General features: G+C 60.5%; 21 protein-coding genes. 7 read left to right on the top strand and 14 right to left on the bottom strand.

Annotated elements, in window-relative coordinates:
• Together RRH01S_RS21380 and moaB are read left to right on the top strand one after the other, a co-directional pair.
• Positions 1 to 915: a 4-(cytidine 5'-diphospho)-2-C-methyl-D-erythritol kinase gene (locus RRH01S_RS21380; RefSeq protein WP_007699667.1), complete on the top strand. Its 915-nt coding sequence runs from the start codon at positions 1 to 3 to the stop codon at positions 913 to 915.
• Positions 915 to 1,469, top strand: coding sequence for a molybdenum cofactor biosynthesis protein B (gene moaB / locus RRH01S_RS21385; RefSeq protein WP_007699669.1), 555 nt, complete (start codon positions 915 to 917; stop codon positions 1,467 to 1,469). The genes RRH01S_RS21380 and moaB overlap by 1 nt, the downstream gene beginning before the upstream one ends.
• Positions 1,470 to 1,512: 43 nt before the next feature.
• Here the strand turns inward: moaB and RRH01S_RS21390 are convergent, their stop codons facing one another.
• Together RRH01S_RS21390 and RRH01S_RS21395 are read right to left on the bottom strand one after the other, a co-directional pair.
• The gene (locus RRH01S_RS21390; RefSeq protein WP_007699674.1) at positions 1,513 to 1,827 is read right to left on the bottom strand and encodes a hypothetical protein; all 315 of its coding nucleotides are present in this window, start codon (positions 1,825 to 1,827) and stop codon (positions 1,513 to 1,515) included.
• Positions 1,828 to 2,009: 182 nt separating this feature from the next.
• Positions 2,010 to 2,528, bottom strand: a complete 519-nt coding sequence (locus tag RRH01S_RS21395; RefSeq protein ID WP_007699677.1) for a glycosyltransferase family 2 protein — start codon at positions 2,526 to 2,528, stop codon at positions 2,010 to 2,012.
• Positions 2,529 to 2,758: 230 nt separating this feature from the next.
• Between RRH01S_RS21395 and RRH01S_RS21400 the strand changes: the two genes are divergently transcribed.
• Positions 2,759 to 3,916, top strand: coding sequence for a PA0069 family radical SAM protein (locus RRH01S_RS21400; RefSeq protein ID WP_007699680.1), 1,158 nt, complete (start codon positions 2,759 to 2,761; stop codon positions 3,914 to 3,916).
• 104 nt (positions 3,917 to 4,020) lie between these two features.
• On the top strand, positions 4,021 to 4,677 hold the full coding sequence (gene rnhB / locus RRH01S_RS21405) for a ribonuclease HII (RefSeq protein ID WP_007699682.1): 657 nt from the start codon (positions 4,021 to 4,023) through the stop codon (positions 4,675 to 4,677).
• Between the two features lie 6 nt (positions 4,678 to 4,683).
• Here the strand turns inward: rnhB and RRH01S_RS21410 are convergent, their stop codons facing one another.
• The 12 genes from RRH01S_RS21410 to RRH01S_RS21465 all read right to left on the bottom strand — a co-directional run bounded on the left by RRH01S_RS21410 (position 4,684) and on the right by RRH01S_RS21465 (position 16,830).
• Positions 4,684 to 5,442 (bottom strand): phosphotransferase enzyme family protein, encoded by a 759-nt coding sequence (locus RRH01S_RS21410; protein ID WP_012651027.1) that lies wholly within the window; start codon positions 5,440 to 5,442, stop codon positions 4,684 to 4,686.
• Between the two features lie 139 nt (positions 5,443 to 5,581).
• Entirely contained in the window at positions 5,582 to 6,073 is a 492-nt protein-coding gene (locus tag RRH01S_RS21415) for a F0F1 ATP synthase subunit B (RefSeq protein WP_007699689.1), read from the bottom strand.
• A gap of 2 nt (positions 6,074 to 6,075) precedes the next feature.
• Complete coding sequence (locus RRH01S_RS21420; protein WP_007699693.1) at positions 6,076 to 6,669, bottom strand: F0F1 ATP synthase subunit B; 594 nt, start codon at positions 6,667 to 6,669, stop codon at positions 6,076 to 6,078.
• Positions 6,670 to 6,751: 82 nt separating this feature from the next.
• Complete coding sequence (locus RRH01S_RS21425; RefSeq protein ID WP_004109844.1) at positions 6,752 to 6,979, bottom strand: F0F1 ATP synthase subunit C; 228 nt, start codon at positions 6,977 to 6,979, stop codon at positions 6,752 to 6,754.
• 68 nt (positions 6,980 to 7,047) lie between these two features.
• On the bottom strand, positions 7,048 to 7,800 hold the full coding sequence (locus tag RRH01S_RS21430) for a F0F1 ATP synthase subunit A (protein ID WP_012651026.1): 753 nt from the start codon (positions 7,798 to 7,800) through the stop codon (positions 7,048 to 7,050).
• 79 nt (positions 7,801 to 7,879) lie between these two features.
• Positions 7,880 to 8,224, bottom strand: a complete 345-nt coding sequence (locus tag RRH01S_RS21435; RefSeq protein WP_007699702.1) for an AtpZ/AtpI family protein — start codon at positions 8,222 to 8,224, stop codon at positions 7,880 to 7,882.
• A gap of 314 nt (positions 8,225 to 8,538) precedes the next feature.
• Positions 8,539 to 9,717 (bottom strand): cell wall hydrolase, encoded by a 1,179-nt coding sequence (locus RRH01S_RS21440; protein WP_007699704.1) that lies wholly within the window; start codon positions 9,715 to 9,717, stop codon positions 8,539 to 8,541.
• Between the two features lie 174 nt (positions 9,718 to 9,891).
• Positions 9,892 to 11,757 (bottom strand): potassium transporter Kup, encoded by a 1,866-nt coding sequence (locus RRH01S_RS21445; RefSeq protein WP_007699710.1) that lies wholly within the window; start codon positions 11,755 to 11,757, stop codon positions 9,892 to 9,894.
• A gap of 53 nt (positions 11,758 to 11,810) precedes the next feature.
• Positions 11,811 to 12,788, bottom strand: a complete 978-nt coding sequence (locus tag RRH01S_RS21450) for a magnesium transporter CorA family protein (protein WP_007699712.1) — start codon at positions 12,786 to 12,788, stop codon at positions 11,811 to 11,813.
• A gap of 410 nt (positions 12,789 to 13,198) precedes the next feature.
• On the bottom strand, positions 13,199 to 14,356 hold the full coding sequence (locus RRH01S_RS21455; RefSeq protein ID WP_007699713.1) for an Mrp/NBP35 family ATP-binding protein: 1,158 nt from the start codon (positions 14,354 to 14,356) through the stop codon (positions 13,199 to 13,201).
• Between the two features lie 620 nt (positions 14,357 to 14,976).
• Positions 14,977 to 15,714 (bottom strand): helix-turn-helix transcriptional regulator, encoded by a 738-nt coding sequence (locus RRH01S_RS21460; RefSeq protein WP_007699714.1) that lies wholly within the window; start codon positions 15,712 to 15,714, stop codon positions 14,977 to 14,979.
• 330 nt (positions 15,715 to 16,044) lie between these two features.
• Positions 16,045 to 16,830: an IclR family transcriptional regulator gene (locus RRH01S_RS21465; RefSeq protein WP_034520418.1), complete on the bottom strand. Its 786-nt coding sequence runs from the start codon at positions 16,828 to 16,830 to the stop codon at positions 16,045 to 16,047.
• A 177-nt stretch (positions 16,831 to 17,007) separates the two neighbouring features.
• Here RRH01S_RS21465 and RRH01S_RS21470 point away from each other — a divergent pair, with 177 nt between their 5' ends.
• From RRH01S_RS21470 to RRH01S_RS21480, 3 genes are read left to right on the top strand one after another with little or no spacing between them, the layout of a single operon-like run.
• Positions 17,008 to 17,778 carry an SDR family NAD(P)-dependent oxidoreductase gene (locus RRH01S_RS21470; RefSeq protein WP_034520415.1) on the top strand — a complete coding sequence of 257 codons (771 nt, stop codon included), beginning with the start codon at positions 17,008 to 17,010 and terminating at the stop codon, positions 17,776 to 17,778.
• Positions 17,778 to 18,710 (top strand): 2-dehydro-3-deoxygalactonokinase, encoded by a 933-nt coding sequence (locus RRH01S_RS21475; RefSeq protein ID WP_034520413.1) that lies wholly within the window; start codon positions 17,778 to 17,780, stop codon positions 18,708 to 18,710. Before RRH01S_RS21470 ends, RRH01S_RS21475 begins: the two co-directional genes overlap by 1 nt.
• On the top strand, positions 18,710 to 19,345 hold the full coding sequence (locus tag RRH01S_RS21480; protein ID WP_007699727.1) for a 2-dehydro-3-deoxy-6-phosphogalactonate aldolase: 636 nt from the start codon (positions 18,710 to 18,712) through the stop codon (positions 19,343 to 19,345). The genes RRH01S_RS21475 and RRH01S_RS21480 overlap by 1 nt, the downstream gene beginning before the upstream one ends.
• Position 19,346: the final 1 nt, after the last annotated feature.

Genomic DNA, 19,346 nt, shown 5'->3' on the forward strand with positions numbered 1-19,346 from the left:
ATGACCATGATCTTAGCGGCGGGCGATTTCGACCTCACAGAGGAAGCGCCCGCCAAGATCAATCTGGCTCTGCATGTCACCGGCCAGCGGGCCGACGGATATCACCTGCTCGACATGCTGGTGACCTTCACGCAGCATGGTGACCGGCTTGGCTTCCGTGCCAGCGAGCGCGACGAATTCAGCCTTTCCGGACGTTTCTCCCCTCTTCTTGCCGCTGACGCGGATGCCGGCGGCAATCTGGTGCTGAAGGCGCGCGACCTGCTGCGCCGCGCCGCCCATAGTGCCGGGCTGGAAGCGCCACCGATGCATATCCATCTGGAAAAGAACCTGCCGATTGCCTCCGGCATCGGCGGTGGCTCGGCTGACGCGGCGGCGACCCTGCGCGGATTGGCGAGGCTCTGGAATCTTGCCTTGCCCCTGGACACGATGACGGCGCTGGCGCTGAAGCTTGGCGCCGATGTTCCGATGTGCCTTGCCAGCCGGCCGTTGATTGCGCGCGGCATCGGCGAGGCGATCGAATTGTTGCCGGATTTCCCGTCCTTCGCCATGGTCCTCGGCAATCCCCTGGTCGGCGTTTCGACGCCAGAGGTGTTTCGCCACCTTGCCCGCAAGGACAATCCACCTCTCGCACTCACCTCGCAAACGTCGGACGATCATGCGCCATGGATCGCGGCAATCGAAGGGTTGCGCAACGATCTGGAACCGCCGGCGCGGTCGCTCTGCCGCGAAATCGCCACGCTGTCGCAGATGATCGCCGACGAAGGAGCGCTTCTGACCCGCATGTCCGGCTCCGGCGCCACCTGTTTCGGCCTGTTTCATGATCTTGAGCAGGCAACTGCGGCGACCGCATCGCTTCACAGGCTGCGGCCGGACTGGTATTTCCAGGCGACGGAAACAATCAAGGGAGATGCATGATGGCTGGCCCAAGCGAAGCGAGACCCTTCATTCCCGTCGGCATCGCGGTGCTGACCGTTTCCGATACGCGCACGCTCGCCGACGATAAATCCGGCGACACGCTGGTCGCCCGCATCGCGGAGGCCGGTCACAGGCTGGCCGCCCGCGCCATCGTCCCTGACGACAAGGAGCGGATCCGCAGCCAGGTGGAAGCCTGGACGCGCGACAAGACCATCGACGTCGTGATCACCACCGGCGGCACCGGCTTTACCGGTCGCGACGTGACGCCCGAGGCGCTGGAGCCGCTGTTCGAAAAGCGGATGGACGGCTTTTCCGAAGTGTTCCATCGCATCTCCTACGACAAGATCGGTACGTCGACGATCCAGTCGCGGGCGACGGCCGGCGTCGCCAATGCCACCTTCATCTTCGTGCTCCCGGGATCACCCGGCGCCTGCAAGGATGCCTGGGACGGGATATTGAAGGCGCAGCTCGACTATCGGCACATGCCCTGCAATTTCGTGGAAATCATGCCGCGCCTCGACGAACATCTTAAGCGTGGCTCCGCCTCCAACTGAGATTGGCGTTTCGCTGAGATAACGCGGCCGGCCTTCTGGATTGCTATGCCTTCGGCCCGGGAAGAACAGGAATAGAATCCCAATTCTGACCAGTGAGAATGACGCAGCTGCGACCGGAGACATCGGTGATCATCATTGTCCAGCTGCCGCTTTCAGCGGCAAAGATTTCGACGATCGTCTTTGAATCGAGCTGACCGATGGCCGAGGGTTTCTCGGAATAGTGCCCATCAAGGAAAGCGACAATCTCGGCGCGCTTGGCGCAAGCGAGTGTCGCCTGTGCGGCGGCTTGATTGGGGAGAAGGATTGCCGTTGCCAAGACGGCCGTTCCGATAAGGCGGTTGAACATCGTGCGTTCCATGACGCACCTCCTTTCGCCGGAAATCCGGCAGAAGAGGAGAGTTCTGTTGACCTGTTCTGCCGCATACCGGCATCTTCATGGTCGACCGCCCGACGCGACACGCGAAAGGTGCCGCCACGAGAAAATTATGACAGCTATTCCAGTATTTACAAATGGAATCTGGATTGGCGGCAGGGCCAAGCCTACCGCGCCGCGCGCGCGACCCAGGAGGGGATGATCTCGCTCGACAGGCGGCGGCCCTTCTGTCCCTTGGCGAATTCGGCAAGCCTCATGCCTGATTTTGCGACTGCAATGGCCTGGCGCTTGGAGAGAAGCAACCCGAGCTCCAGCGGCGGCGAACTGCGGCCGATGCGCTGCAACAGGGGCCGGCGATAGCCGCGCGACGCCGTAAAGCGGGCCGGCACCTTGTTCAGCGAGACATATTCGGCGATCTCATCGATCCAGCCGGCTTGCGGTCGCGCGCCAGGCTCGACCAGAAGCAGCCACTCGCCCCGCGCCGAGCGCAATATGTCCTTGATATCCCACTGCGAATAAAAACGGCAGCCGGCGGCGTCGGCAACCCGCGAGGTGCCGTCGCGCGAGCCATGATCGAGCACAACGACATCGGAGACGAGCCCTTCGATCGCGCCCACCACCAATGCCGCCAATGTCTGTGCCAGCTCAGGTTCCTGGTCCTGGCATTCGATGATTACCGTCAACATTGCCCATTTATAGAGCGCCGCACAATTTATTGCCAGCGGCTAAGCCGAAAACCAGAGCGTTTAAGAAAAGAATCATATGCAACTTGGAAATTGCCATTCCGGCCTCCGCCCATCTCTCGAATGAGGGTAACTCTCTGCATTTTGTTCTTGCAATGTTCTCGTTTGTCAGATAGGAATTTAATCAGCCTAGACGCGGCATGCAATGTCATAAACCGCCCCCGGAGTTACCGATGAACGAGCAGTCCCTTGCAGGGCAGGCCGCGTTTGCGCCTGCCAATACGGCAGATATTGCCAATGCTTTGATCGCCGACACCGGTCTCAGGGTCGAGATCGACCGCCGGCGTGGCCGTGGCGCCGGGCTGAACCCGAGCGGCCGGTTCGAGCCGCAGCAGCGCGAGACATTCGATGACGGCTGGCAGACGCTTGAAGAGCTACCGCCCTTCAAGACAGAAGTGCAGATTGAAAAGCCGCGCACGGCAATCACCCGCAACGAATCCCCCGATATTCCCTTCGACCGCTCCATCAATCCCTATCGCGGTTGCGAGCATGGCTGCATCTATTGTTTCGCGCGGCCGACGCACGCCTATATGGGCCTGTCGGCGGGGCTCGATTTCGAAGCGAAGCTGTTTGCCAAGCCGGATGCAGCGAAACTGCTGGAACGGGAGCTGGCAAGGCCCGGCTACAAGCCGCGCGTCATCGCCATCGGCACCAATACCGACCCCTATCAGCCGATCGAGAAGGAATGGCGGATCATGCGCCAGATTCTCGAAGTGCTGAACAAGGCGAACCATCCCGTCGCGATCGTCACCAAGTCGGCGCTGGTCATGCGCGATATCGATATCCTGAAGGAAATGGCTGCCAAAAACCTGGTGCGGGTCGGTCTCTCGGTGACGACGCTCGACCGCAAGCTCGCCCGCACCATGGAGCCGCGCGCGGCGACGCCGCAGCGGCGGCTGGAGGCGATCCGGGCGCTCAGCGAGGCTGGCATCCAGACCGCAATCATGGTGGCGCCGATCATCCCTGCCCTCAACGACCATGAGATCGAGCGCATCCTCGATGCCGGCAAGGTGGCCGGCGCCATGGAGGCGAGCTATGTCATCCTGCGCCTGCCGCTGGAGGTCAGCCCGCTGTTTCGCGACTGGCTGCTGCAGCACTATCCGGATCGCTATCGCCACGTCATGTCGCTGATCCGCTCAATGCGCGGCGGCAAGGATTACGACGCCGATTTCGGCAAGCGCATGAAGGGCGCAGGCCCCTATGCCTGGCAGATCAGCCGCCGCTTCGAAATGGCGACCAGGCGGCTGGAACTCACGCGCCGCAATATCGCGCTGCGCGACGACCTGTTCGTGCCGCCGGATGGCAGCGGCGTGCAGCTCTCGCTGCTCTGACCCTTTCCCCGCGGGTTTCCCTGCCCGCTGGAAGAGCCCCCCGGTTCGCCGCCATGATCCACCGGGGGCTTGCAGGAGATCGGGTGGTGTGCGAGCGTTGCCGCATGCCACGCAGACCACCCGATTCTCCCATGCTTTTCGACGAAGGCCCGATCGTTCCGACCTTCGAACTGGAGCTGATTGCCCGACGTGCTGGACATTGGCCCGTTGCCGGTGCCGACGAGGCGGGGCGCGGCCCCCTGGCGGGGCCGGTCGTTGCCGCCGCCGTCATTCTCGATCCCGAACGTATCCCCCAAGGATTGAACGATTCCAAGCAGCTTTCCGCCGCCCGGCGCGAAGCGCTGTTTGCCGAGATCCTGGCGACAGCGACCGTCTCCATCGCCTCATCGAGCGCTGGCCGCATCGATGTCACCGATATCCGCAAGGCGAGCCTCGATGCCATGCGCCGTGCGATCTGCAGCCTTGCCATGCCGGCGAGCTACGTCTTGACGGACGGGCTGGATGTGCCAGCCGGACTTGCCTGCCCCGGAAAGGCCGTCGTCAAGGGCGATGCCCGCTCCTTTTCCATTGCAGCCGCCTCGATCGTCGCCAAGGTGACGCGTGACAGGATGATGGCGCGCGCTGGCATCGTCTTTCCCGCCTACGGTTTTGCCGCCCATGCCGGCTATGGAACGGCTCAGCATCGCGCCGGCATCGAGAAGCACGGCCCCTGCTCGCTGCATCGCATGAGCTTTCGGCCTCTTCGAAGGGATGAGGCCTGACGGCTGTCATCCGACAAGGCCGACGACGATCTTCTCCCGGTTCTCGCTGATATAGCCAATATCGTTTCGGTAAATGCGGTCATGGCCGTCCAGAAGATCGCGGCAGTATTTCTCGACGCCACGCGCCGCTTCGCTTTCCATGAAGCTAACGAGGGCATCCAGCCGTTCGATGATCATGTCAGGCAATGCCAGCCGTTGCGCCATCTCCAAGCCATAAGCGTCGAGGAAAATGCGGGCACGACCAATTTGCGTGTCCAGCCCGCCGAGGCTCTCCGCCGCAATACCGGTGGACAGAGGTGCCCAGCGATAGAGAGCATAGGCAAGATCCCAACCGCGCGGACCGGGATGGGCCGCTTCGAAATCGATGATGCCTGTTACGACGCCCTCATTCAGAACGACATTGTAGGGCGCGAAATCGCCGTGGCAGATGACTTCGATCGGCGCGCGAGGCGATAATTGCCATTGTTGCTGTGCTGCCATCTCCGGCAGAAACAGGGCCGTACAATCGTGATAGCACCGCAACAGGGACGCCGCCGACCGCAAAGCCGTCTCGGATCTCATAGCCTCGCTGTCATCCAGATCGCCGGTCATGCCGGGGAGAAAGCTCACCTTCTCCCAAACGGCGTCGTAACCGGCAGGCATCGGCGCATATGGAAAACCATGTCGATGAAGCGCCGCAAGCAATCCCTGCACGGCCGCCGTCCATGGACGAACGGGCCGGAGGATGAAATCGCCCCTACGAAACGGGCCGTCGCCCTCCTCCATCGTCAGCACCGTCTACTCCCCCGTTACCCCCCGCAATCTAGTTTCGATCGCCAGCCACCGTCAAATGCGGCGCGACAGGACCGCAAAAACAAAAAGCCCCGCTGAAGCGGGGCTCTTTAAACATCGATTGCTTAAACGCTTAGTTCAGCCGGGTCTTCACTTCGCTGACAGCATTGCTGAACAGCTCGGACTGGACCTTGCCGCCGGCCTTCTTGGCGAGCACGGATTCGGCAGCGGCGATGGCCAGATCGACGGCGGCGGAACGAACCGCCTTCATCGCATCGGCTTCCGCCTGCTTGATCTTCTGCTCGGAGAGTGCCGTACGGTTGGCGACGAATTCCTCCGTCTTCTTGCGGGCTTCCGTCGTCAGCATTTCGGCTTCACGCTCGGCAGCAGCGACGATGTTCGCCGCGTCCGCTTCGGCTTCCTTGCGCTTACGCTGGTATTCGGCCAGCAGATGCTGGGCCTCTTCGCGCAGGCGCTTGGCTTCGGCCAACTCGTTGCGGATCTGATCGGCGCGGTCGTCGAGCGACTTCGCCATCATGCCCGGAACCTTCAGATAGACGACGAGACCGATGAACAGGAGCAGCGCAACGAAAGCAAAGAAAGTTTCGTCAAGAGCAAATGACATGATCAACCCTCCCGCTTGGCGGATGCTTCGGCAACGGCCGAAGCGACATCAGCCTTGCCAGCGACGTTGCCGACGAGCTGCTCGACGACGGCGGAAGCGGTTTCTTCCGCGATCGCGCCGACATCAGCAAAGGCTTTGGTCTTGATTTCACCGATGCGCGCTTCAGCGGTCTTCAGCTTCTGCGAAAGGCTGGCTTCGATCGCCTTGCGGTCTTCCTCAGCCTTGGCCTTGGCCGCATCGCGAGCGGTCGCACCGATCGTATTCGCCTTGGCGCGAGCAGCAGCCAATTCGCTTTCATAGGTCGCGACAGCCGCATCGGCCTCGGACTTCAGGCGCGAAGCTTCCTCGATATCCTGGGCGATACGGTCATGCCGGCTTTCCAGAATGCTACCGACACGCGGAATAACGATCTTCTGCATAGCCAGATAGAAGATGACGAAGGTGATCACCAGCCAAAGCAGCTGTGACGGATAGGTCGTATGGTCAAACGGCGGGAATACGCCTGCGTGATGGCCCTGTTCGGGCGCACCGGTTTCCGTATGCACCGCGCCGGCTGCCGGCGGTGCTTCGTCAGCGTAAGCCGGGGTCACAAACATGCTCACCTCCAGGTGGTCTGCAAATACAAAGAATCACGGCTCGCTGTCTCGCGAACCGTGATCTATTAAACGCCGCTGAATATCAGACGGCGAAGAGCAGGAGGAGAGCGATGAGCAGCGAGAAGATGCCCAGAGCTTCCGTAACGGCGAAACCGAATACCAGACGGCCGAACTGGCTGTCAGCGGCAGACGGATTGCGCAGTGCGCCGGACAAGTAGCTGCCGAAGATATTGCCGAGGCCGAGAGCCGTGCCGGCCATACCAAAGCAAGCCAAACCTGCGCCGATGAACTTTGCTGCTTCCGCGTCCATGTTGAACTCCTTTGAAATGGTTGTTGCGGTGAATGACTGACGCCCTGCAGACGCCAATGTCTTAATCCTTAGTGGCCGCCCGGATGGACCGCGTCGTTGAGGTACATGCAAGTCAGTACCGCAAAGACGTAGGCCTGAAGGAAGGCTACGAGGAACTCGAGACCGGTGAGGGCGACGGTCATAATCAGGGGAAGAATGGCGCCGCCGATACCAAGCGCGCCAAGGGTTCCGAGCGAGGCAACGAAGCCTGCGAACACCTTAAGCGTGATATGGCCAGCGAGCATGTTGGCGAAAAGACGAACGGAGAGCGAAATCGGCCGGGACAGGAAGGAGATGATTTCGATGATCACCACAAGCGGCAGAAGAATGCCGGGAACGCCCTGCGGCACGAAGAGCTTGAGGAAGCCGAAACCGTGCTTGATGAAGCCGTAAAGAATGACCGTCAGGATAACCAGAAGCGCCAGCGCGAAGGTGACGATGATCTGGCTGGTGACGGTGTAGAAATAGGGAACCATGCCGAGCAGGTTGGCCGTCAGCACGAACATGAAGAGCGAGAAGACCAGCGGGAAGAACTTCATCCCCTTGGTTCCCGCCCCTTCTTTCAGCATCGAGGCGATGAACTCGTAGGCCATTTCGGCCACGGACTGCGAGCGGCCCGGAATGACGCTGCGCGCCGAGGTCGCGAAATACAGGAAGCCGGCGGACAGCACTGCCGAAGCAACCATGAACAGCGAAGCATTGGTGAACGAAAAATCAATTCCGCCGATATCGATCGGGATAATCTTGAAGATCAGGAACTGATGGGTAGGACCGTTTGCCACCGCTTGTTCTCTTTCATTTTCCCGCTCGATCGAGCGGATGCCTCTCACCAGGAAACCGCGCCTCAGCGCCGCTTCCGCCTCATTTTTTATCAAGCCCGTGCTTCTCGAGCATGGGTGTCGCCACCTTGCCCGCGGAGCGCAGAACATTCAGCACGCCGGCACAGAATCCGAGAAGCAGCAAAATAATCATGCCCCACGGCGCCGTACCAACAAAACGGTCGAAAACATAGCCCAAAACAGCACCAACGATGATTGCAGCGATAAATTCACTGGAAAGCTTCATCGCCTGGGCATAGCCTTTGCGGCTGACCTCGGCGCGAACCTCCGCGCGTTCATCATCTTTCATCTCGGCACGCTTGCTCGCCAATTCGGCTCCCAAGTGCTCCCGTCGCTCTTCCAGACTTTCGTCGCGGTCGTCCGTCATGGTGATATCCTCCCCCTTTTCGCTGCGCGCAGTCCCATTTCCCCGGTCAACGCGTAAACGAACAGGAGGTTTCCCCACCTTTCGGCCCGTTTTGAAGTCGCGCGCAACATAGTTTTAGGAAAAAGCATAGTCAAGGCGTAGACGTCATCTGTCCAGCCATAAATTAGCCGAATTAAATCATAACCTTAGCGCGAATGTGCGGTACCGGGCGAAATCTGAGCCGAAGAATCCTCTTCAGGCCGTGCATTACCGCGGCTTTTTTGCCTGCCGCCCATCACCTGCGGTGGCGGACGCCCCGCTCCCAGCAACCACCCTCAGCTCCAGCCACCGCCATAGGTGCGATAGAAGATGTGCATGCCGATGCGACCGACCTTCACCATCTCGGCTGCCCATTTCGGCCTGACGTAGACGGCATGGTAATGCGTGGCGGATCCGACTTCCGGCAGCCAGATCTTGCCGGCGGTCACCGCCATGGCGACCTGACGGGCAATTCGCCAATGTTCCGGCGAGTTGACCCGCTCCTTGACGTTGTCGCAGGCGAAGGAGAACTGGCAGGCATTGCGCCAATCTTCGTTCTGGTAGACGACGCCGCAAATGGTTTTCGGATAGGCCGGATTGCGGACGCGGTTGAGGATGACCTGGGCGACGGCCGCCTGCCCCTTCACCGATTCCCCGCGCGCCTCGAAGTAGATGCCGGTCGCCAGGCATTGCTGCTCGTCGGAGGAAAAGACCGAGGGCGGCAGGACACTCGCGGCCCAGGCATGATCCTGTGGCCCGATCTGCGGCACGAAGCGGCCGTCATTGTCCTGATCCTTGGCGAGAATGGAATCGAAAGGTGAGACGCGGGCATAGTCCGGCGCCGGTGATGCATAGGCGGCGGCGAGAACGTCGGCATCCTGGCTGGTCACCAAGCTCGCCAGATAGGACGGCACGCTGTCGTCCGGCTTCGGCGGCTGCTTCTTATAGAACGCCGTGGCGATCTGGATTTCCTTGCCGCCAATCCTGGGTTTCAGGAAAGCGGTCCTGTCCTTGGTGTCCAATTCCGGACGGAGCAGCATGCTTTGGCGCTGCAGCACGGAACCGGCGGAGAAATCCTTCGGCGGCTGCATCGGCGCCACAGCGACCACCCGGCCCTTCTTGTCCTCACGATTGATGCGCTCTTCGTCCGGCTTGGGGTCGCTCCCCTTCTCTTCCGACAGGAAGGCGACGCGGCGGCCGTCAGGCAGGACGAGGCCACCATCGCCGATGGCGGCTGCTGTCGATGCATTCCCGAAGGCAAGCTCGGCCTGATGCGTAGATCCGGCCGGCGAATTGGTGATCACCATGCGCCAGTTGCTGCTGCCTCTATCAATGCCCGCCAAAAGGCCGGCAAGGTCGGCATAGGCCGCAGTCGACGGGAAGATCAGCCATGCGCAAAGTCCGAAGACGGCAGGAGACGTCCAGTTTTTCGGCAACAGGCCAAACTTGCGGAAAACACGACGCGGACGAAGCAATACCGGACTCCAAACGGCACTCGGGATTAGGAGCCGGAATAATCTCCCATTAACCTTGATGGATGGTTAATTCGGGCTTTTGCATGGCCGCGCGCACGTTCTGAAAATCAGCAAGCAAAAGGCCCGGCAGAAATCCACCGGGCCTCTTTTTTTAAAACGATGCTCTGGTTCGCCTCAGATAATGACGTGCGAACCCAGTTCCACCACGCGGTTGGCCGGCAGGCGGAAGTAGTCGGAGGGATCGGTCGCGGCGTTGGCGAGCGCGATATAGAGCCGGTCCTGCCAGTGCGGCATACCGGACTTGGCGTCGGGCACGAGCTTGCGGCGGCCGAGATAGAAGGAGGTCGACATGATGTCGAACTTCAGGCCGGTCTTGCGCAGGGTCGCGAGCGCCTGCGAGACGTTCTGCGATTCCATGAAACCGAAGCGCAGCTCGACGCGCGAGAAGCGGTCGGAGACCTTCTCGACCGAGTAGCGGTCCTCCTGGGGGACACGCGGCTTGTTGGTGGTGCGGATCGTCAGGATAACGTTCTTGTCGTGCAGGACGTGATTGTGCTTCAGATTATGAAGCAGGGCCGCAGGCGCCGATTCCGGATCGCTGGTGAGGAAGATCGCCGTGCCCGGCACATGCGCCGGGGAGTGATCGCTCTTGCGCTCGATCGAGCTGACGAAGGACGATAGCGGGATATCCGTATGCCGCGTCTTCTCCATCAGGATCGCGCTGCCGCGACGCCAGGTCCACATGATCACCGTGAAGGCTGTGGCGATCAGCACCGGAACATAGCCGCCGTCGTGAATCTTCAGCAGGTTGGCGCCGAGGAAGACGAATTCCAGCAATAGCAGCGGCGTCAGTACGGCAATCGCCATCGGCAGCGTCCAGTTCCAGCGAACACGAACGAATTCGAAGGCCATGATCGAGGTGACGACCATGGCGCCGGTTACCGAGATACCGTAGGCCGTCGCCAGCGCATCCGAAGTCTTGAAGCTCAGCACCAGGAAGATGACGCCGAAGAAGAGTATGGCGTTGACCGACGGCAGGAAGATCTGGCCGGTATTGGTCTCGGAGGTAATGAGGATTTCCATGCGCGGCAGGAAGCCGAGATGGATGGCCTGGCGCGTCAGCGAGAAGGCTCCGGTGATGACCGCCTGGCTGGCGATGATCGTTGCCATGGTGGCGAGAATGACCACCGGCAGAAGCGCCCAATGCGGATACATCAGGAAGAACGGATCGGACATGGCGAGCGGCTCGCGCAGCACCAGCGCACCCTGGCCGAGATAGTTCAGCGTCAGCGACGGGAAGACCAGGACGAACCAGGCCCACTGGATCGGCCGCCGGCCGAAATGACCGAGGTCGGCATAAAGCGCTTCGGCGCCGGTGACGGTCAGGAAGACCGCGCCGAGCACGACGACGCCGAGAAAGCCCTCGTTCATCAGGAAGTTGACCGCATACCAGGGATTGAGAGCGGCCAGGATGCCGTAGTCATCCGCGATGTGCATGATGCCGGCAAGGCCCATGACGATGAACCAGATCGCCGTGATCGGGCCGAAGAAGCGGGCGACCGCGCCCGTTCCATGCGACTGGATGGCAAAGAGCAGCGCCAGGATCGCGACCGAGATCGGCACGATATAGTCCGACAGCGTCGGCGTGACCAGCTTCAGACCCTCGACGGCGGAAAGAACCGACAGGGCCGGCGTGATCATCGCATCGCCAAGAAACAGCGCCGCGCCCAGAAGTCCGAGCAGCATGAGAACGGCGGTGTGGCCGTTCGCCGTCTTCATCAGCAGCGCCAGAAGCGACAGCGTGCCGCCTTCGCCGTCATTGTCGGCGCGCAGCAGAAAAAGGACATATTTCATGGTGACGATGATCGTCAGCGCCCAGAACATCAGCGACACGAGGCTGATGACCTCGCCGCGCGTCAGACCATCGGCGGCCACCGGCTTCAGCGCCTCGCGAAAGGCGTAAAGCGGGCTCGTACCGATATCGCCATACACGACGCCGACGGACCCGACGGCGAGGTAGGACAGTTTGCGTATGCTCATTTTCCCGTCGGGAGAATGATGGGTTTCGTCAGACATTCAGGATCACTAGACTCTCAGAGCCAGCCTTTCCAGCGAAAAAAGAAAAACGGAACGATGGCGGACACCACCATCAGCAACAACGATGCCGGGTATCCGTAGGCAAAATGCAATTCCGGCATGAGCTCGAAGTTCATACCATAGACCGACGCCACAAGCGTCGGGGGCAGGAAAACCACGGAGGCGATCGAGAAAATCTTGATGATCGAGTTCTGCTCGATATTGATCAGGCCAAGCGACGCATCCAGGAGGAAGGTAATGTTGCCAGCCACGAAAGAGGCATGCTCGGATAGAGACTGCACATCCCGCGCGACGTTACGGCACAATTCCTTGGCCTCTTGATCCTGCTGCATGGCAGGTATGGTATTGAGGAAGACTAAAAGCCGCGACAATGAACTCAGGCTATCCCGCACCTTGCTGAGTGTACGATGGTAGCCTGCAATATCCTTCAGCTTCTCTTCCAGGTAGTTTGCCGGACGACGGATTTTCTTCACGCGGTCGCCAAATACATGCACCGACAATATATCGATGCCCGCAACCGTTTGTTCAAGAACCTCGGCCGTGCGATCGATAATTGTTTCGAGAAGTTTGGCCAGCAGCGAGGTGCCGGTCATCCGTTCGTTCGGAATCCGCTGCAGGGCAGCGATGAACAGCGCAAAGGATTTCGGCCGGGCATAGCGGATGGTAACTAGGCGGTCCCCTGTCAGGATGAAGGCGACGTCGGTCAGCATCGGTAGATTGGTATCGGCCTTCCACAGCAGCGAAGCCGTCAGAAAGACCGCGTCATTCTCGACATAGAGCCGGGCGGATGGCTCGATATCCTTCATATCCTCGCGGGTCGGAACCTCGAGCCCCAGCAGGCGCTCGATATTGGTTTCCTCTTCGCGAGACGGTTCGACCATGTCGATCCAGACGGCATTGTCCGGCAATTGGGCAAGGGTCGAAAGGTTTGTCAGTTCGAGCGAGGTACAGTCGGAACAGTAGGCCGTGATCAACGCATCGCTCCCGGCACGGCGCAGGCAAAGCTATAGCTAGGGCGCTTTATGCGCTCCGGCTGCGATCCTACCAATGGCCAATGAAGAAAACTCATAAAACTCCGGGCGTATCCCGCCAAACCGGCTGGGAATCCGTGTCCATGCTGATTGCGCTGCTGTACCAATTCTTCGCTCGTCATAAACAACGCCGATCGCTCGGGCGAGACGAAGACATCATGCGGCGGACGGCCATCATCCAATATGCCCGACCAAATTCACGCCGGCGGCGCATATGCAGCAAAGCGCGCAAAGAATCAAGCCACAACCCCTTCAATGCGCGTTTTCACCGCAGCTTTCCGATTTGCGAAGTCATAGCACATGATGCGGGCAAGGCAATCACGCCGATCGTCGCCGGCACGAACCTTCACGAATTATTCAAAGACGATGGAGGGTGCAGCGCGCAGAGGCGTGTTGCTGACCTGCGCCCAGACCTTGGCGGCGATATCGCGATAGATGCCGGCAACAATACCACTGGGGTCGGAGGCAACCAGCGGCGTGCCGGCATCGGACGTCTCGCGGATGCCCATGGTCAACGGCACCTCGCCGAGGAAGGGGACGCCAATGCGCTCGGCTTCCTTGCGCGCGCCGCCATGGCCGAAGATATCGTAACGGGCGCCGGTGTCCGGAGCGATGAAATAGCTCATGTTTTCAACGATACCGAGGAGCGGAACCTCGACCTTACGGAACATGTTGAGGCCCTTGCGGGCGTCGATCAGCGCCAGATCCTGCGGCGTCGAGACAATGACGGCGCCGGCCAGCGGCACCTGCTGCGCCATGGTCAGCTGCACATCGCCGGTGCCCGGCGGCATGTCGACCACGAGAACGTCGAGTTCGCCCCAGGCCACTTCGCGCAGCATCTGCAGCAGCGCCGATTGAACCATCGGCCCGCGCCAGATCATCGCCGTTTCCTCCTCCACGAGGAAGCCCATCGACATGACCTTGAGACCGTAATTCTCCATGGGAACGATGATGCGGCCATCGATCTGCGACGGCTTGCCGGAGATCTTCAGGAGGCGCGGCATGGACGGGCCGTAGATATCGGCGTCCAATATGCCGACGCGCAGGCCGTTGGCCAGCAATCCAAGCGCCAAATTGACCGCTGTGGTCGACTTGCCGACCCCGCCCTTGCCGGAAGCGACGGCGATAATGGCGCCAACACCGGGAACGCCGATCTTGCCGGCGCGGGGCTGCTGTTGCGGAGCAGGCGCGTACGAATGAGGATGAGCGTGCGACTGTGGTTGCGGTGGAGCGGGACGCGCAGTCGGTGCGCCGCCGGCCTTCTTGTCCGCGGTCAGCGCGACCATGGCACCCTTGACGCCGGGCATTTCCTTGATGACGCGCTCGGCCGCAAGGCGCATCGGTTCCAGATCCTTGGCGCGCTCGGCCGGAACGGTGATCGAGAAATACACCTTGGCGTCGGAGATGAAGACATCCGACACCATGCCGAGCTCAACGATATTGTGCTCCAGGTCCGGTCCGCGAACGGTCTTCAGCGTATCCAGAACCTGTTCCTTGGTGATGCCAGCCATTCCATCCTCACTGCGCGATTTCGATCCTCTGCGCGCCGCATCGGGCAAGCACTCCGGATCTCTCAGGCTTAGATAGTGGAGTGGCGGGGCTTCGCCAAACAAAATTCAGGGGGACGATCGACAAAAGTGGCTGAGTTCGTTGCGGCCGGCAGGTCCGCCGGGTTTTATAACCCTACCAGCCGCAACGCTCGCTTGGAGACGCAAAAGATTTGCGGGGGCCGAGATAAAGCAAAGTCTGGAAAGGAATAGGGCAAGTCGGCGAAAAATCGCTTCGCAATGTCCGTTGAACTCAAGGACGTGCCAAATAAGCAACAGCCGCCGTCAAGACCTGTCGCCGGGAGAAGCAACGACTATGGTATCGACGACGGCTGCCTGATCCGCGCACATTCATTGGCGCTGTTATCAAAGTCCCCTCTGGACCTCTGCATATCGCGATGCAGAAAGCATGCCAGTTTCGATGATTTTGAAAAATCATTCTTTTTCAAATGGTTGACCAGACGCTGGCAATTTCGGCCCATGGCGCGTCGCAAACAATGCAGGCAAATTTTATAGGCAGCGCACAAAATTCGCGCAGAAAACTGCCCGAATTCCGTCCGGCCTCATACTTGTTTGCATGCTATCTATTTTATCAACCCGACACGCAACGCCTTGGCGACCGCCTGGGTGCGGTTGACGGTATCCAGCTTCTTGGTTGCACGGTTCAGGTAATGATTGACCGTATGTTCCGAGAGCGTGAGGATTTCGGCGATTTCGGCGCTGGTCTTGCCGGCCGCCGTCCAGTTCAGGCAATCGAGCTCACGGTCGGTCAGCGTATCGACGATACGGACGTCAAGGTTGCGGATTTCAGCGAGCCTGTCGAAGACATGGATCGCGATATAGCAGAGGTCCTTGGTCTCCTCAGCCGTGAAGGCTTCGCGATCGCCCGAGAGTATGACAGCGCCGCGAATGCCGGATGCGTCATGGGTCGGCAAACAGATGCTCCGCGCCATCCGAAAACGTTCGAACAAAGAAGCCCTGAGCTGAATCTTGCTGTCATCGCGATTGGTGTTTGCCGCGGTGTCGTAGACGAAGGGCAATGTCGAAACGCGCAGGCGCCGCGACACGGTGCTGTTGCGCAACAGCCCTTCCTGGTCATAGACCGTCAGCAGTTCGGCCGGCCAGTTGTTGATCACCGAATTGCTCTGCAGCTCGAATGACGTAAGCGACGGCAGGTTCACGACCATGAAAGCCCGGCAACGATAGGCATCGGTCACGCGCTTCATGAAGCGAAAAACGTCGAACTGAGTTTTCAGACCGGCGATTTCGTCAATGTAATCTTCACCGCGAGGGGACCGTCCTACCTGCACCAATGCTGCCATCGTCAGTCTTCTTTACATAAAGGAGAGACAGGGGAAGAAGTTCGAACTCGCTGCCCCCACGCCTCCGGGCCATCACACAAACGTCGAAACATCGGCGCTTGATGAAATATAAATAAAGATCTCGCCCGCTGCGGCATTCTTTCCGACGGCGCCCGGTAAAGCATTTCGCCAAACTCCCCCCGAAGATGGCCCAGGTATTCGTCCAGAAGTACAGTTCATCGGCGCTTCTTTACAGAGAATACAGAATAAACGTGTAAACCGGCCAAGGTCCAGTGCACGTAAACGTAAAATCAATCGATTTCGCATGAGTATCGAGAAAAAGCGGCAAAACTAGCGCTTCGGACCCAAACGGCTGTGCATATCCTGCATGATCGAAGCCGCGGCAACCCTGACCAGAGGCGCCCATTCCTCCAACTTTTCGGGCGTGACGCGATAAGCAGGCCCGGTCACCGAGACGCCGGCCAGCATATTGCCGTCGTCCGAGCGAATCGGCGCGGCGACGCAGCATATGCCGCTCTCGTGTTCCTCGCGGTCAAAAGCGTAGCCGCGCACCCTGATGGCGGCGATATCCGCAAGAAGATCCGCCACGCCGCGATGGGTATGCTCGGTATAGGCGTGAAACTGAAGACCGGCGTGACTGGCCTCGATGGTGGCATCGTCCAGCACGGAAAGCGCCGCCTTGCCGACGCCGGTGCAATAGGCCGGCGAGGCGTTGCCGATCTGCGAATACATTCGCACGGATTGCCGTCCCTCGACCTTGTCGAGATAGATAACCTCGATGCCGCGCAGGACACCGAGATGTACGGTCTCGCCAGTCCGCTCCTGCAGAAGCCGCAGATGCGGCTCGGCAATGGCGCGGAATTCATTGCGCGCCCAGCTGCGCGAGGCGAGGCTCAAGAGCCGGATACCGGGCAGATAACGCCCATCGCGATCGATCTCCAGCAACCCCTCCTCGACCAGGTGCGACAATTGCCGATGCAGCGTGCCACGCGGCTGGTCGGACAGCGATAGAATGTCGGTGAAGCGCATGGGATAATCAGCTAGCGCAACGAGGTCGAGCAGCGCCATAAGCTTGCCGAGCGTACCGGTCTCCCGGACGCGGCGGGCATTGCCCATAGTATCGTCCTGCTTCACATTCACGATCGCCTCATTGTGTCAGCGGCGCTCCGTCACGTCCTTGACATGGTCGAAGGGTAATCCGATAATTCCACATAGTCAAATCTGGTTCCGAATAATGGAACTATCAGCAAAGAAACACCAGAATCTATTACCGATCCAGGGAGGGAGAGGAATTTGACCGAGGCACAGGCACAATTTCCCGATCTGAAGGATCGCACCGTCCTGATCACCGGCGGTGGCTCCGGCATCGGCGCAGCACTTGTCGAGGCTTTCGCGCAACAGGGCGCCAAAGTCGCCTTCATCGACATTGCCGAGGAGCCGAGCAAGGCTCTTGCTGCCCGGCTGTCAGCGCAAGCGGCGCATCCCGTCGCCTTCTATCATGCCGACCTGCGTGATGTCGGCAATATCAAAAGCACGGTTGCCGCCGTCGAATCCGATCTCGGCGCGATCGGCGTCCTCGTCAACAATGCCGCCTGGGACGACCGCCACGACTTCGATACGACGACCGAGGAATACTGGGACAACAGCCAGGCGATCAACCTCAAGCAGGTCTTCTTCGTCTCGCAGGCGGCGGCACCCGGCATGCGGGCTTCCGGCGGCGGGTCGATCATCAATTTCTCGTCGATCGTCATCAAGATGAACCAGCCGCAGCTTTCCTCCTATGCAACGGCCAAGGCAGGTGTCATTGGCCTCACCAAGAGCCTCGCCGGTCGTCTTGGCCCGGAAAACATTCGCGTCAACGCCATCCTGCCGGGCATGGTCGTCACCGAACGGCAGATGGAACTCTGGCTCACCGAGGAAGGCATCGCCAAGACAATCGAGCGCCAGTGCCTCAAGCATGTGCTTAAGGCCACCGATCTGGTCGGCCCTACTCTCTTTCTCGCATCCAACTGCTCGGGCAGCATCACCGCGCAGTCCATCATTGTCGACGGAGGCATATTCTAATGACAAGGCCCGCATATGTAGCGGTAGACTGGGGCACCAGCAGTTTTCGGCTGTGGCTGATCGGCGAGGACGATAGCGTTCTCGGCGAGCGCCGCAGCGGCGAAGGCATGACATCGGCGGCGCAGACCGGCTTTGCCCGAGTGCTGCAATCGCATCTGACCGCCCTTTCCGCACCCGACAACCTTCCCGTGATCGTCTGCGGCATGGCCGGCGCGCGCCAGGGCTGGGTGGAAGCCGGCTATATCGATACGCCGACATCGCTTGCCGCCATCCTCACCGGCGCCGTCTCCGTGCCCGGTCAAGCGCGGGATGTCCGCATTCTGCCGGGCCTTGCGCAGCGCGCCAAGGATGTGCCGGACGTCATGCGCGGCGAGGAAACGCAATTGCTCGGCGCGATCCCGGCCGATGCCAAGGGCGAGCAGATCGTCTGCATGCCGGGAACGCATTCGAAATGGGTGCGCGTGGTCAATCGCCAGGTCATCGGCTTTTCGACCTTCATGACCGGTGAGCTGTTCGACGTCATCACCAAGCACAGCATCCTCTCCCACGCCGTTGCCGGCGCCGCCGAGCTGCCGGCCGATAGTGCAGCCTTCGAAACCGCGATCAAGGCTGCCTTCAAGAAGCCGTCGCTCGCCACCAACCTGCTCTTCACCGCCCGTGCCGGCCAGCTTCTGCATGGCCTGACGGCAGCCGGTGCGCAGGCGCTGATTTCCGGCACGCTGATCGGCGCCGAAATCGCCGGTGCGCTGTCATCCGCCGGCCAAGGGGCAACGATCACCCTTGTCGCCTCCGGACGCCTGCAGGCGCTCTATGAGGATGCCTTCCGCACCCTGTCCCTCACCTATACGACTGTCGACGCCGATGCCGCCGTCCGCCGCGGGCTTTCCGCCGCCGCCAAGGCAATCTGGCCGAACAACGAAAGAACACGCTGATGACGACCCGAGTCCCCTTCCCTTCCATGAAGCGCCCTCTCATTGCCATCCTCCGTGGCATCAAGCCGGAGGAAACCGCTGATATCGTCAGCGCGCTGATCGAGGCCGGCCTGACGGCAATCGAGATCCCGTTGAACTCGCCGGAGCCTTTCCGCTCGATCGAGATCGCCGCCAAGCTGGCGCCCGCCGATTGCCTGATCGGCGCCGGCACGGTGCTGACGGTCGAAGATGTCGATAGGCTGGATGCCGCCGGCGGCAAGCTGCTGGTGACGCCGAATGTCGAACCCGCCGTCATCAGCCGTGGTCGCGACAAGGGCATGGTCACGATGCCCGGCGTCTTCACCGCCACGGAAGCGCTAGCCGCGGCCCGCGCCGGCGCGACGGGCCTTAAATTTTTCCCGGCAGGCGTGCTCGGCGCCTCCGGCATCACCGCCATCCGCGCCGTGCTGCCGCCGGAACTCGTGATCGCCGCTGTTGGCGGCGTTTCGGACAAGAATTTCGCCGATTACACCAAGGCCGGCATCCTCGCATTCGGTCTCGGCACCAGCCTCTACAAGCCGGGAATGACGACGGCAGAGGTTGCCGAACGCGCCAAGGTCACCATTTACGCCTATGACGCCGCCATAGGAGCTTGAG

This window comes from Rhizobium rhizogenes NBRC 13257 (assembly GCF_000696095.1).
GTDB classification, from domain to species: Bacteria; Pseudomonadota; Alphaproteobacteria; order Rhizobiales; family Rhizobiaceae; genus Rhizobium; species Rhizobium rhizogenes.

Excerpts from the sequence above, each read along its gene's own strand:
- RRH01S_RS21380 (WP_007699667.1), top strand. The coding sequence starts at position 1 with ATGACCATGATCTTAGCGGCGGGCGATTTCGACCTCACAGAGGAAGCG.
- moaB (WP_007699669.1), top strand. The coding sequence starts at position 915 with ATGGCTGGCCCAAGCGAAGCGAGACCCTTCATTCCCGTCGGCATCGCG.
- RRH01S_RS21390 (WP_007699674.1), bottom strand. The coding sequence starts at position 1,827 with ATGGAACGCACGATGTTCAACCGCCTTATCGGAACGGCCGTCTTGGCA.
- RRH01S_RS21395 (WP_007699677.1), bottom strand. The coding sequence starts at position 2,528 with ATGTTGACGGTAATCATCGAATGCCAGGACCAGGAACCTGAGCTGGCA.
- RRH01S_RS21400 (WP_007699680.1), top strand. The coding sequence starts at position 2,759 with ATGAACGAGCAGTCCCTTGCAGGGCAGGCCGCGTTTGCGCCTGCCAAT.
- rnhB (WP_007699682.1), top strand. The coding sequence starts at position 4,021 with ATGCCACGCAGACCACCCGATTCTCCCATGCTTTTCGACGAAGGCCCG.
- RRH01S_RS21410 (WP_012651027.1), bottom strand. The coding sequence starts at position 5,442 with ATGGAGGAGGGCGACGGCCCGTTTCGTAGGGGCGATTTCATCCTCCGG.
- RRH01S_RS21415 (WP_007699689.1), bottom strand. The coding sequence starts at position 6,073 with ATGTCATTTGCTCTTGACGAAACTTTCTTTGCTTTCGTTGCGCTGCTC.
- RRH01S_RS21420 (WP_007699693.1), bottom strand. The coding sequence starts at position 6,669 with ATGTTTGTGACCCCGGCTTACGCTGACGAAGCACCGCCGGCAGCCGGC.
- RRH01S_RS21425 (WP_004109844.1), bottom strand. The coding sequence starts at position 6,979 with ATGGACGCGGAAGCAGCAAAGTTCATCGGCGCAGGTTTGGCTTGCTTT.
- RRH01S_RS21435 (WP_007699702.1), bottom strand. The coding sequence starts at position 8,224 with ATGACGGACGACCGCGACGAAAGTCTGGAAGAGCGACGGGAGCACTTG.
- RRH01S_RS21445 (WP_007699710.1), bottom strand. The coding sequence starts at position 11,757 with ATGAGCATACGCAAACTGTCCTACCTCGCCGTCGGGTCCGTCGGCGTC.
- RRH01S_RS21455 (WP_007699713.1), bottom strand. The coding sequence starts at position 14,356 with ATGGCTGGCATCACCAAGGAACAGGTTCTGGATACGCTGAAGACCGTT.
- RRH01S_RS21460 (WP_007699714.1), bottom strand. The coding sequence starts at position 15,714 with ATGGCAGCATTGGTGCAGGTAGGACGGTCCCCTCGCGGTGAAGATTAC.
- RRH01S_RS21465 (WP_034520418.1), bottom strand. The coding sequence starts at position 16,830 with ATGGGCAATGCCCGCCGCGTCCGGGAGACCGGTACGCTCGGCAAGCTT.
- RRH01S_RS21475 (WP_034520413.1), top strand. The coding sequence starts at position 17,778 with ATGACAAGGCCCGCATATGTAGCGGTAGACTGGGGCACCAGCAGTTTT.
- RRH01S_RS21480 (WP_007699727.1), top strand. The coding sequence starts at position 18,710 with ATGACGACCCGAGTCCCCTTCCCTTCCATGAAGCGCCCTCTCATTGCC.